The sequence below is a fragment of the Listeria sp. SHR_NRA_18 genome (genome assembly GCF_003856515.1).
GTDB lineage: Bacteria > Bacillota > Bacilli > Lactobacillales > Listeriaceae > Listeria_A > Listeria_A newyorkensis.
On the sequence record NZ_QPKR01000003.1, the window covers coordinates 16,587 to 29,160 of the forward strand.

Consider the following 12,574-nt stretch of genomic DNA (forward strand, 5'->3'; position numbering starts at 1 on the left):
TTATTACAGAAGTCCGATGACGTGACCAACTACACCAACTACGAATAGACCTAGAATGATGATGATTGGACTAATTTTCTTTCTAAGCAACCACATACATAGGAATGTAAGTAGTAATGCTGCAAGACCTGGAATTAAGCTGTCCAAGTTGTTTTGTAGTGTTGTTACTTTTACTTGAGATAATGACAAACCTTGTGTGTATTGTTCAAATGCCATTTTAACGCCGTCAATACCACTTGGAAGGGAATTCCAATCAATATAGGCACCGTTATCTAATTTAACCTCAGAGATAACTGGTTTGAAGACAATAGATACCCACCTTTGAACCAGGGCGGCGAGCACGAACATCCCGAGAATCGACGCGCCTTTTGTAATATCTTGTAAAAGACCACCAGATAGATCGTCCGTGATTTTAGAACCTGCTTTGTAACCAAACTCTTGTGTATACCACATGAAGCTCCAACGAATAATATTCCATGCTACGAAGAAAATGATTGGGCCAAGGATATTTCCACTAATTGCAAGGGAAGCACCTAGCGCACCAAGCATCGGACGAACTGTGAACCAGAATACCGGATCCCCGATACCAGCTAGTGGTCCCATCATCCCAACTTTTACCCCTTGAATTGCTACGTCATCAACTGGCGCTCCATTTGCACGTTCTTCTTCCAGTGCAAGCGTTACCCCTAGAATTGGTGATGCTACATATGGATGTGTATTAAAGAATTCCAAGTGACGTTTCATCGCCGCTGAACGGTCTTCTTTTGATTTATATAATTTTTTGATTGCTGGAATCATTGAGAATGCCCAACCACCATTTTGCATACGCTCATAGTTCCAAGAACCTTGAATAAACGTAGAACGCCAAGCTACACTCAAGCGGTCTTTTTTCGATAAGACAATTTTTTCTGTTTCTGCCATTCTTTTCTCCTCCTTTTTAGGTTTAATAGTCGTTTAGAATGTCGCCAAGCGGATCTTTGGAATTACCGCCTCCGCCACCGTTTGAATTACCGCCACCCATTTTAGAAAGGTTAAGGTAAATAAGAGCTAACGCAACACCTAGAGCACCAATTGCGATAAGTGTTAATTGAGTAATTGCTGCTACGACAAAACCGATGATGAAAAATGGCCATACTTCTTTTGTTGCCATCATGTTAATAACAAGTGCATAACCTACTGCTACTACCATTCCTCCACCAATTGCCATACCTTCTGTTAACCATGCAGGCATTGATTCTAGGAAAGCTTGTACGCTGTCTGCTGGAATGAATAAAAGTGCTGCTGCTGGAATCGCGATACGGATACCTTGCATACAGATTGCACCGATATGCAACCATTCTACTTCTCTGAAACTTCCTTTTGCTGCGGCTCTATCCATTAAATGTACAATAGGAACGGCCAAAGTACGAACGATCATTGTTAAGAAAAGACCTGCTACTGCAAGTGGAATCGCGATAGCAATCGCAGAAGGAATACCTGCAACGCCTTGTCCACCTAATACTAAAATAATTGCTGATGCTACAGATGCAAGTGCTGCATCGGGTGCTACGGCTGCTCCAATGTTTGCCCAACCAAGTGCAATCATTTGCAGTGTCCCACCAAGGATAATACATGCTGTTAAGTTACCAGTTACTAGTCCAATTAACGTACATGCTACTAACGGCTGATGGAATTGGAATTCATCTAAGATTCCTTCCATACCAGCTAGAAAGGCAACGAGTATTACTAAAATTATTGCTATTGCAGACATAAATATACCTCCTATTTTGAATGTATTACTGTGCTTTTAATTCAGCTTTTGCTTTTTTGATAATGTCGTCCATGTTTGCGCTCGAATCGTTAGGAACTTTACGAACATCAAACTTGATACCCTTTTCTTTCAACTTATCAAAAGCTTCTACGTCGTCTTGTCCCATTGCAAGTACTTTACTTACAACTACTTTCCCAACAGAGTGGGCCATAGAACCAACGTTTACCTGCTCGATTTCTACGCCGCCTTCTACAGCACGGAGAACATCTTGCGGGTTTTCGAATAAAAGAAGTGCTTTTGTATTCCCAAAACGAGGATCTTTTGCAATCTCGATCATTTTGTCAACTGGAATAACATTGGCTTTAACGCCTGGTGGTGCTGCTTGCTCGATTAATTTTTTACGAAGATCGTCTTTGGCAACCGCGTCAGATACAACGATGATACGTGTTGGATTTGTTGATTTTGTCCATGCAGTGGCCACTTGACCGTGTAATAAACGAGAGTCAACGCGTGCTAACACAAATTTAATTTTGCCGTCGCCAACAACTGTTCCAGGAGCAAGTTCCCCTTTTGGTTGTTCAGCAACTGCTGCTTCTTGTGGTTTCGGTTGTAATTCTTCTGGCTTGATACGTACGCCTTCTTGACCTGGTGCCAAGATGCTTGTAGCGATTTCTTGCGCAGAATTCATTGAGAAGCGTGATGCAAAAGCTTCAATCAACATTGGCAAGTTCAGGCCTGCTACAATTGCCCACTTATCTTTATGTTCTTCATACAAACCGTTTGCTTGGTTGAACGGGGTGCCTCCCCAAAGATCAACTAAGAATAGTACTTCATCTTGGCTATCAAATGATGCGATTGCGGCTTCCATCTTGGCTTTGATGTCTTCTGGGCCTTCGCTTGGCATCAATGTGATTGCTTTGACGTTTTCTTGTTCTCCGAAAATCATCGTTCCGGATTGCAAGATACCTTCAGCAAATTCGCCGTGAGTTGCGAGGATAATTCCTACCATCTTTTTCCCTCCTAAATAATTAAACTTTACTTTCTCAACATTTAGAGACGTCTTTCGTTATGCCTCTTCATAAGCTCGAAATCCCTCTCCCCCTTTCAAATTGTCAGAGCCTCCATCAAACTCTGCGCGCGTTATAAGCCCAATCCCCTGGCTATTTTAAAATTTTGAAAAGCTACAGGTTTAGTATTACCTACCGCGCCTGCTTGGATACCAATTAATACCCAATATTTGCTTCTTTCAATCCTGTTAGTTTTCATTATCTGTTACCGGTTTAATATAAAGCAATTTTCGTGCCAAGTTTAGTGTATCGTCAAAGAAACAGCTATGTACCAGTAAAAAAGGCGCGATAACAAGCGATAGAAGAGATAGTGTATTATTTCTCGATACGCTATCACCACTTCTGATATAGTATATTATTTTAGGATTGATACTGTATAGAAGCGTTGTATTACTGTAGGATATTATACCATACTCCATGGAAATGCAACCAATAATTTTTTAGTTTTATTATACTTCCAGATATTGCTTTTATTTTGTGATGTTGTATACTTACATATATAGGGAGGGAGATGAAAATGATAGAATTAGCTTTGATTTGTGTTTTTATTGGCTTACTAGCGTTTTTTGTTAAGAAGAAAAGCTTCAAAAAAGGGATGTCACTATTTTTAGCTATTAGTCTGGTTGGGATTATTCTAGCGGGTTGTGGTGCTGCCAGTGACGAATTAACAAAGGAAGATGAACCAACTACGGTGCAGAAAGAAAAAACGCCGAAACTTGTCTTGAAATCTGAAAGCGTTTTTAAATCTGATGAAAATGGAACCGTCACCATTACAGGGAAAACGACGCCTAACGCGGAGTTAACGCTCGTGGCAAGCGGTCAGTCCGACCAAACAGCAACTTCGGATTCTGATGGGAACTTCTCATTTGAGATGACAGAGGTGCCCAATGATGGAACAGCAGTACTCACGACCACGTGGGAAGGCCAAAACAAGTCAAAAGATGTTACATACCAGGCCAACCCGACATACAAAGCAAAAGTCGCGAAAATAGAGCAGGAAAAACAAGTCGCTGAGGCAAAACGAGTGGAAGCGGAGAAACAAGAGCAAGCGCGCATTGCGGAAGCACAGCGAGTTGAGGCTGCTCGAATTGCGGAAGAAAAACGCGTTGCCGATCAAGAAGCTGCAACGGAAAAAGCGCGTATCGCAGCTGCCAAACAAAAAGAGCGGGAAGCCGCTGAACAAAGAGAAGCCGCACAACGAAAACAAGCCGAGGAGCAACAGCCAGCTGATAATCAAGGTGAGATGGTGTATATCACGGCTACCGGCAAACGTTATCACTTCGACCAAAATTGCCGTGGACTCAATAATTCTAACGGTGAGACACAAGTCACTTTATCCGATGCACAGTCACGTGGTCTTACAAAATGTAAATTCGAATAAAACGAAACGCTAGTTCAGCACTTTTCGCGAACTAGCGTTTTTTCTATACGTTTAATTTCTCTTTCAAGCTTTCTTGCAGTGTTTGTGAGAAATTGATATTCTCTCTTTCCGCTAAACTATTTAGCCAAGACGGGATTGTAAGCGTCTTTTTTACCGCTTGGTTGCCGTTCTTTATTTTGTAAGCCAAGTAATCGAAATCAATTAACGCGATAAATGCACCTTCTTCATCTACAGAAACATATCCTGGGTTTGACACAGTTGGAAGAGACTCCCCATTCTCCTCCAGATCATACAAATAAATACCTAATGCGTCCTCCGCCATTTCTGTTGCTGTAGCAATATCCTCGCCCCCAGATAGTACTTCTGGAATATCAGGAAACGAAACCCAGTAACCGCCATCTTCTTCAGGATGATAAATCGCTGGATAATATACTTTTTTCGGGAATTCCATCATACACTCCTCCTCTCATTGTTGGATATCTACTACTTTAATCCTGCCTGTTTTAAAATTGCCTGTTCTAAGCCCTTTTCCTAGTGTCTTGCTGTGGTATGGTACTGTCGTCGCCCTGTTCGATACTGGATTTTTGAAAAACATGTGCAAGCCTTGCGTCCTGATGTGCTTGAACCCATTCTTTTTCAATATCCTTGCCATTTTCTTAGGAGTTATCGGCATACTCATACCTCCTTTTCTCTGCATCTATATGCTAACACGTATGTACAGATAAAAACAGATCGCTAGGAACGACCTGTTTTTTTTCGATTATTTAGAAGTTTGGGCTCTGGTTGCATAATTGAATTGCGGATCTTTCAGTTGGAACGTATAATTATCCGTTTCCACGATACCAAGTACTTTTTCGCTGTCGTAGAGGTCTAATAGAAAGCCTGCCATCTCTTTGCCTGTGTGGTATTTCGCCACCGCGCCTTTATACTCAAAGGTTTCTTCGTCACGCGCGCGTTTGGCAAATTCGGTTTCTGTTGCTGCTGGGGCTAGCACTTTGGCTTGCATTTTTGCGTTGTTGGCTTTTAGTTCGTGTGACAAACCTTCCGTAAAGGCGCTAACGTAAAATTTGGTCGCGCAGTATGTGACGGCGTTGGGAACGATTCTGTAACCGCCACCTGAGGATATATTGATCAGCTGTGTGCCGGCTACATCAGCGTAATCTCGGACGAAAAGCGACGAAAGAATCGTCAAGGCTTCGATATTTAAATGTAGCATCGATTCAATTTTGGATAATTTCTGTTCGCCTACTGTATCAAAATTACCGAATCCGGCATTATTTATCCACGTTTCCAGCTCTAAATCTTTTAAATCTTCATACAAGCCGTAAACATTTTCTGCTACTGTCAAATCGGCTATTTTGATCTGTACATCCACATCTGCTTGGGTTTTCGCAATTTCTGCTTTTAGTTGCGCCAGTTCTGTTTCGCGGCGAGCAACGATGACTAGGTTTTTACCTCTCGCGGCAAAGGCTAGCGCCGTTTCGTACCCAATTCCTGAACTTGCTCCCGTAATGACTGTATATTTCATCTTCATTCCTCCAGTGGCTTTCGCCGGATATTTATGGTATAGTCGCAAGTATAGACCTTATAGTAAACTCTAAGTCAAGTATTTAGGAGGATTTCGATGTATTCTATTGGAGAAACGGCAAAATTGGTTGGTTTGAGCACGTATACATTGCGATATTATGAAAAAGAGAAAATCATCGCGCCTCATAGAAATGCGAATGGCGAGCGGGAATTTGACGAGCAGCATATCGCTTGGCTAAGGTTCGTGATTCGGCTAAAAGCTACGCAAATGCCAGTTGCTCAGATCAGAGAGTATACAGAGCTATTTTTAGCAGGCGAACACACGGCACCACAACGAGTTGAGCTTTTGCGGAACCACCAAGCCTTTATTCGAGAGCAGTTGCAAAATTTGGCGAGTGTAGAGAGCGAACTGCAATATAAGATTGAGAATTATGAAAAATTGATTGCGACTTCGGTGAAATAAAAAAAGTTTGAGATTCTGTTTTTGACGCAGAATTTCAAACTTTTTTTGTATTATTTTGCTAGCGGGTCTTCGCCAAAACGGTTCGAACCTCTGTCTCCCGCTGTGCAGTAGAAGATAAGCATGATAATCCAACCAACTAGCGGGATAAGCCCCAGTAGGATGAACCAACCGCGTTTGTTTGTGTCATGCAGGCGACGAATCGCTAGACTTAGCATTGGAAGGATAACAATCAACGCGAAAAGCCCATCTAAATAATAAATAAATTCACTAACATAACTAAAGATTCCTAGTACGAAGAAAATAATCCAAAGTGCCAATTGTGCAAACCAATACTCTGAACGGCTTGCTCTCCCGCTAAAATTAATGTAATTTCCCCAAAATGCTTTGAATGCTTCTGAAAATCCCATTTTAAGCCCCTCCTTTTTTGTAATCTGTTACACATTTATTTTACCATAGGTGGGCTCGCATTTGGGGAAATAATGCTTATTTTAGTTGGAAGTGCCAGCTTACTGTTTGGAAGTCCCCGATGAGTGCTGTTGGGACTTTGATTCCCGCATACATCAGTTCATCGCCGCCAAAAATTTGTTCTGTTCCGCGTAGTTGGTATTGCGCTGCTACATTTAGACCTGCTAATTTCACGAATTGCAATGGTCTCGCCGGTGACGCCAAGACTTGGAAGTAAAATACATAGCATTCTGTCTTAGCCTCATCGACGAACATCCATGCGGTTTCATTTCCTTCAAAAGGACTTTTTAAGCGGTAAAAATCGCCGAATTGGATGAGTTGTCGAATTTCTTTGTATGTCGTGATTTGTTGCTTTACTATTTTTTGTTCGTCATCGGTTAGTGTTGTTAAATCGAGTTCGTAACCTAGGTTTCCTGACATTGCAACGTTTCCGCGCATTTCTAGTGAGGTGAAACGGCCAACTTGATGATTCGGCGCGCTAGAAACATGGGAACCCATCGTGACGATTGGATAAACGAGACTCGTGCCGTATTGAATTTTTAGGCGGGAAACGGCGTCGGTATTGTCGCTCGTCCACGTTTGCGGCATGTAGTAGAGCATGCCAGGATCGAAACGCCCGCCGCCGCCAGAGCAGCTTTCGAATAAAATATCGGGGAATCGCGTTGTGATCGCATCCATGACGCTGTAAACGCCCAGAATATGACGGTGCGCGATCTCCTGTTGCCGATCGCTCGGAAAATGCGCGGAACCAACCTCGGTCAAATGCCGATTCATGTCCCACTTCACATAGCTGACCGGAACTTCTTCCAAAATCGCGACCATCCGGCGTGTAATTTCTGCGCGAACATCCTCGCGTGAAAAATCGAGAACTAACTGATTGCGGCTCTCCGATTTCGCTCGGTTTGGCACATGGATACACCACTCCGGATGCTCTCTGTAAAGGTCACTGTCTACCGAGACCATCTCTGGCTCGAACCATAATCCGAATTTCATTCCAAGATTGTTCACGTTTTCCGCGAGATTTTTCAGGCCGTTTGGTAGTTTTTCAGCGTTTACGAACCAATCTCCAAGTGAGGATTTGTCGGAATTTCGTTTGCCAAACCAGCCGTCATCTAGCACGAGCAGTTCCATTCCGAGCTTCTCGCCGACTTTTGCGATGTCTAAAATCTTTTCTTCGGTAAAATTAAAATAAGTAGCTTCCCAATTGTTTACTAAAATAGGGCGGGTCTGGTCGCGGTAAACGCCTCGTACTAAATGCTTCTGATAAAAACGGTGATACTGGCGCGACATGCCACCAAGCCCGGTGTCCGAGTATACCATCACCACTTCTGGCGTTTGGAATTCCGCACCCGATTCCAGTTTCCAATCGAAATTAAACGAATGGAGTCCCATAATAACCCGCGTCGTCGCAAACTGATCCACCTCGACAGATGCTTCGAAATTCCCGCTGTACACCAAGTTAAAACCGTAAACCTCGCCCGCGTCCTCCGTCGCATGTTTCCCGAGCAACGCCACAAACGGATTCTGCTGATGGCTACTTCCACCACGCACACTATCCACACTCTGCATCCCGTGGCGCAACGGCGCACGCTCCACTTGTCGCTCATTTCCCCAAGCACCCGGCAACGTCAGCAAATCATAATCACTATCCTTGAAATCCACACTCGCGCTAGCCGCCTTCAAAATTTGCAAAGCTTCTTGTCCCTCATTTACGAATCGCGCAGACCTCGCAATCACATTTTCCGCCTCAAAAACCGTATATTGCAAAATAACGCGCAATCCGAGAACCGCATCCACCATCGTAATTTCAAGCGTATCCGCGTCACCATCGCGCTCCACATACGTCGCCGGCAACCCGTCCAGCCCCACTTTTCCAGCAAAAATGCGGTGAGAATCATAGCGTAAATCCGAAATCGTCGTCCCGTCCGCACCCTTCACCTGATACGCCGGTTTCCGAAAATCCGTATTGCCATACTGCGGGTACTCCTGCGGCAACGAATCCAGCGAAAACGTCTCGTCCCCAATGCCCACGCTCGGCGAGAAATCCCGCTTGATGAACGTCAAACCATTGGAACCCGCGAATTCACGGATCCCTTTCCCATAATACAAATGCGCCAAATACCCCTCACGCACCACGCCGAGCACGTAGCTCACATCTTTTCCGCGTAAATGAAACACCCGCTGCGCCTCATCATAAAAAATTCCCATTTGCGCGCACCTCCATTATCCTTTTAAAATTTTCACATCACGCGCAGGCAACGTCATAAAATCCGCGACCGTTTCGCCGCCAATCAGTTCCACAAAAGTTCCACCAATCGGGAAAACTCGCGTCTCGTCTGTATGATTCAAAAAGAAGTAATACGTCACGTCCCCTTTGCGGCGCACCGTCACTTCCACACCATCCGGCACAGTAAAAGCAGGCGCAATGTCCGCAGCCTCCAAACAATCTCGCAACAACCGCTCCAAGTAACCCGCATCCGGCTGCGTCCCGATATAATACGCCGTCCCAGCGCCAAACTTGTTCACTGTCACGGCCGGCATATCCTTCATATACCCGTCCTTAAACGATGCAATCGCATCCGCGCCACGCAAATGAATCACTTCCTCCCAAACCACAATATCAAAATCACCATACTGCGTCTGAATACCGTGTTTCACTCCACGTTTTAGCGGTGCAAATTCCTCCACATAAATCCCCAGCACATCGCGATACGCGCCCGGATAACCGCCCAAATACACACGCTCATTCTCGTCCACGATACCACTAAAGAAGTTCGCCACAAAATGACCGCCCGCCTTCACGTATTCCGTCACTTTTGCCGCAAAATCCTGCGAAGCCTGATAACTCGCCGGCGCAAACACCACTTTATACCCCGTCAAATCCTCACTCGGATGCACGAAATCAACGCGCACATTCAAGCGATGCAGCACTTTATAGTAAGCCAACAACTGGCGCATATACATCACCAAATCAGACGGTTTCGAGTCCAGCTCCAGCGCCCACCAATTTTCCCAATCAAACACAATCGCGACTTGCGCATCAAACTCCGAACCAACGAGCTCGTCTAGCCCCCGCAACTCCTGCCCAAGCTCTGCAACCTCTCTAAAATTCCGGCTTTCCTCGTCACCAGAATGCGGCACCATTCCACTATGAAACTTCTCCGCGCCACCTTGCGACGCCCGCCATTGGAAAAACATGATCCCGTCCGCACCATGCGCAATCGACTCATAACTCCACAACCGCATCACGCCCGGCGTCTTCACCCCATTCTGACTCCGCCAATTCACCGCACTCGCCGCCTGCTCCATCAATAAAAACGGCTTTTTCTTCAAACTCCGCGTCAAATCATGCGCCATAAACTGCGCGTACGGAATCACATCATGCGGATCCGGATACGCATCCCAAGACACCAAATCCATCTCCGGCGCCCATTTAAAGCCATCAATCGGCTTATGCAGCCCCATCAAATTCGTCATAATCGGAATATCCGTCGAAAACTCCCGCAAAATATCCCGCTCCATTTTATACAAATTCAGCAACGAATCACTCATAAAACGCTTAAAGTCCACCTGCTGATTCGGATTCGCGTACGTCGGCGTCTTCCCAGGCAAGAAAATTTCCTCCCATTCATAGTACCGCTGACTCCAAAAATCCGTCGACCAACTCACGTTCAACTGCTCGGTCGTGCCATACTTCTCCTTCAACCAGCCCTGAAAATCAGCTTGGCATTTCTCGCAATAACACTCGCCAATATGGCAACCATACTCATTATTTATATGCCACATCACAAGCGCCGGATGGTCATGATACCGCTCCGCCACTTTTCGCGTCAACGCCCCCGCCAAACGCGCATAATCCACGCTATTCGGGCAGTAATGCTGTCTCGATCCCGGCAACAAACGCGTCCCGGCAACATCCACCGGCAATGACTCCGGATATTTCCGCGCAATCCAAGCAGGCGGCGCCGCAGTCCCCGTCGCCAAATCCGCCCCGATGCCATTTTCCGCAAGCATATTCATAATCTTGTCCAGCGTCGTAAAATCATACGTCTCCTCATTCGGCTGCAACTTCGCCCAACTAAAAATATTGACGCTGACATAATTCACGCCCGCCTTCTTCATCAAGCGCATATCCTCAAGCCAAACCGACTCATCCCACTGCTCCGGATTGTAATCCCCACCATAATAAAAATTCTGCTGTTCACGCAACATTCCCATAACCTCCTAAAATTACTTGAGCGCACTGCCCAACATTCCTGAAATAAAGTGTTTTTGCAACATCAAGAAGAAAATAATGATCGGAATCGTCGCAAAAGTAATCCCCGTCATCACTTGTCCATAATCCGTAAACGACACGCCCATCAAGCTCGAAAGCGCAACTGGGAACGTGTACATCTCACTCGAAGTCGTCACAACGAGCGGCCACATGAAGTTATTCCACTGCGTCATAAACAAGAAAATCGACGTCGCGGCAAGCGCTGGCTTCATCGACGGCAACACAATTTGGAAGAAAATCCGATATTCCCCCGCCCCGTCCAATCGCGCCGACTCCAACAATTCACTCGGAAACGCCATGAAATTTTGCCGCATTAAAAAGATCGCAAACGGGTAGCAAAGTTGCGGCACAATCAACGCAAAATACGTGTTCAACAACTCAAAATTCGACATCAATTTAAACAGCGGAATCACTGTTGCCTGCGACGGAATCATCATCGAAAGCATAAACAATAAGAAAATCAAATTCGCGCCACGGAATCGAAATTTTGCGAGCACGTAAGCCGCTGCTGTACTAATCGCGAGCGCCAAAAGCACATAAGCCCCCGACACGAGCAGCGAGTTAAACAACACCCGATAAATCCCGATATTATCGTTCAAATTCACCAAGTTCGTAATAAATTCCTTACCCGGCAAAAGCGTAATCGGCTTCGAAAACATCTTACTCGAATGGTTAGTCGCCCCAATCAACATCCAATAAAACGGAAAAATCGAAATGACCATAAAAATCGAGAGCAACACATATCTACCAATCGTTCTTCCCATCATTCTCTCACTCATTTTTTCTCAGCTCCCGTAAATTTGAATTGGATAAAGGACAGCACCGCAACGATAATCACGACAACGTAAGCAACCGCCGACGCGTAACTAAAGTCAAAATACTTAAATCCGTTCTGATAAATATACAAACCAAGCGTCATCGTCGAATCGGCCGGCCCACCTTTGGTTAAGTTGAAAGGCTCGTCAAACAGTTGCAGCGTCCCAATCGTCGACAGAATCGCCGTAAACAGAATCACCGGTTTCAACTGCGGAATCGTAATACTGAAGAACTGACGTATTTTCCCAGCGCCATCCATATCCGCCGCCTCATACGTGTCCTCTGGAATATTTTGCAACGCCGCCAAATAAATAACCATATTGTACCCCGTCCAACGCCAAATCATCGCTAAAATAATCGAAACCTTCGACCAACTCGCCGAAGACAGCCAAGGAATCGGTCCAATCCCTATGTACGACAACAAATTATTAATCAATCCCGAATCTTGCAACATAATCGAAAATAGCAAAGAATACGCTACCAACGACGTCACCGCAGGCAAATAAAACCCAACTCGGAAAAACCCTTTCCATTTCAGCAACTTATTGTTCAGCACTGTCGCCAAAACAAGCCCCAAAAATAACATAATCGGCACTTGGAAAATGAAAATAATAAACGTATTTTTCAAAGCTTTCCAAAAGATCTCGTCATGCAACAACCGTTCATAATTCGCCAATCCCGCAAACGACAATTCCCCACCATCACTTGTCTGAAAGCTAAGCACAAACGACGAAATAATCGGATATAAAATAAAAACAACAAATAATAATACCGATGGCAAAATAAAAATATACGGAAACGCCTTACTTCTACTCATAATGTCCATTCT

The 12,574-nt window shown here is 44.8% G+C and carries 13 protein-coding genes; 2 read left to right on the forward strand and 11 right to left on the reverse strand.

From position 1 onward, the window contains the following. Positions 1 to 3 precede the first annotated feature (3 nt). Genes DUK53_RS05755 through DUK53_RS05765 form a run of 3 tightly spaced genes read right to left on the reverse strand, consistent with a single transcriptional unit; the run spans position 4 to position 2,759 of the window. The gene (locus tag DUK53_RS05755; RefSeq protein ID WP_036092210.1) at positions 4 to 921 is read right to left on the reverse strand and encodes a PTS system mannose/fructose/sorbose family transporter subunit IID; all 918 of its coding nucleotides are present in this window, start codon (positions 919 to 921) and stop codon (positions 4 to 6) included. 22 nt (positions 922 to 943) lie between these two features. Continuing rightward, on the reverse strand, positions 944 to 1,750 hold the full coding sequence (locus tag DUK53_RS05760) for a PTS mannose/fructose/sorbose transporter subunit IIC (RefSeq protein WP_036092207.1): 807 nt from the start codon (positions 1,748 to 1,750) through the stop codon (positions 944 to 946). Positions 1,751 to 1,775: 25 nt separating this feature from the next. Further along, positions 1,776 to 2,759 carry a mannose/fructose/sorbose PTS transporter subunit IIA gene (locus DUK53_RS05765; protein WP_036132650.1) on the reverse strand — a complete coding sequence of 328 codons (984 nt, stop codon included), beginning with the start codon at positions 2,757 to 2,759 and terminating at the stop codon, positions 1,776 to 1,778. A 575-nt stretch (positions 2,760 to 3,334) separates the two neighbouring features. Between DUK53_RS05765 and DUK53_RS05770 the strand changes: the two genes are divergently transcribed. Then, on the forward strand, positions 3,335 to 4,198 hold the full coding sequence (locus DUK53_RS05770; protein ID WP_052164991.1) for a hypothetical protein: 864 nt from the start codon (positions 3,335 to 3,337) through the stop codon (positions 4,196 to 4,198). A gap of 43 nt (positions 4,199 to 4,241) precedes the next feature. Here DUK53_RS05770 and DUK53_RS05775 read toward each other — a convergent pair whose 3' ends face one another. The 3 genes from DUK53_RS05775 to DUK53_RS05785 all read right to left on the reverse strand — a co-directional run bounded on the left by DUK53_RS05775 (position 4,242) and on the right by DUK53_RS05785 (position 5,726). Beyond that, entirely contained in the window at positions 4,242 to 4,652 is a 411-nt protein-coding gene (locus DUK53_RS05775) for a type II toxin-antitoxin system HicB family antitoxin (protein WP_201740715.1), read from the reverse strand. A gap of 12 nt (positions 4,653 to 4,664) precedes the next feature. Continuing rightward, positions 4,665 to 4,895: a type II toxin-antitoxin system HicA family toxin gene (locus DUK53_RS17995; protein WP_368656503.1), complete on the reverse strand. Its 231-nt coding sequence runs from the start codon at positions 4,893 to 4,895 to the stop codon at positions 4,665 to 4,667. Positions 4,896 to 4,958: 63 nt separating this feature from the next. Continuing rightward, positions 4,959 to 5,726: an SDR family NAD(P)-dependent oxidoreductase gene (locus DUK53_RS05785; RefSeq protein ID WP_036132647.1), complete on the reverse strand. Its 768-nt coding sequence runs from the start codon at positions 5,724 to 5,726 to the stop codon at positions 4,959 to 4,961. Positions 5,727 to 5,822: 96 nt separating this feature from the next. On the opposite strand from DUK53_RS05785, the gene DUK53_RS05790 reads away from it, so the two are divergent. Then, a complete protein-coding gene (locus DUK53_RS05790; RefSeq protein ID WP_036132645.1) occupies positions 5,823 to 6,188 on the forward strand; it encodes a MerR family transcriptional regulator in 366 nt (121 codons plus the stop codon). Between the two features lie 50 nt (positions 6,189 to 6,238). On the opposite strand, the gene DUK53_RS05795 is transcribed toward DUK53_RS05790, so the two are convergent. From DUK53_RS05795 to DUK53_RS05815, 5 genes are all read right to left on the reverse strand, one after another. Then, positions 6,239 to 6,595, reverse strand: coding sequence for a DUF805 domain-containing protein (locus DUK53_RS05795; protein WP_036092195.1), 357 nt, complete (start codon positions 6,593 to 6,595; stop codon positions 6,239 to 6,241). Positions 6,596 to 6,671: 76 nt separating this feature from the next. Then, a complete protein-coding gene (locus DUK53_RS05800) occupies positions 6,672 to 8,861 on the reverse strand; it encodes an alpha-galactosidase (protein WP_036132643.1) in 2,190 nt (729 codons plus the stop codon). A 15-nt stretch (positions 8,862 to 8,876) separates the two neighbouring features. Continuing rightward, positions 8,877 to 10,865 carry a beta-galactosidase gene (locus DUK53_RS05805; RefSeq protein WP_201740716.1) on the reverse strand — a complete coding sequence of 663 codons (1,989 nt, stop codon included), beginning with the start codon at positions 10,863 to 10,865 and terminating at the stop codon, positions 8,877 to 8,879. Positions 10,866 to 10,883: 18 nt separating this feature from the next. Beyond that, positions 10,884 to 11,708 carry a carbohydrate ABC transporter permease gene (locus DUK53_RS05810; protein WP_052164990.1) on the reverse strand — a complete coding sequence of 275 codons (825 nt, stop codon included), beginning with the start codon at positions 11,706 to 11,708 and terminating at the stop codon, positions 10,884 to 10,886. Further along, positions 11,705 to 12,562, reverse strand: coding sequence for a carbohydrate ABC transporter permease (locus DUK53_RS05815; RefSeq protein ID WP_036078035.1), 858 nt, complete (start codon positions 12,560 to 12,562; stop codon positions 11,705 to 11,707). Before DUK53_RS05815 ends, DUK53_RS05810 begins: the two co-directional genes overlap by 4 nt. Positions 12,563 to 12,574: the final 12 nt, after the last annotated feature.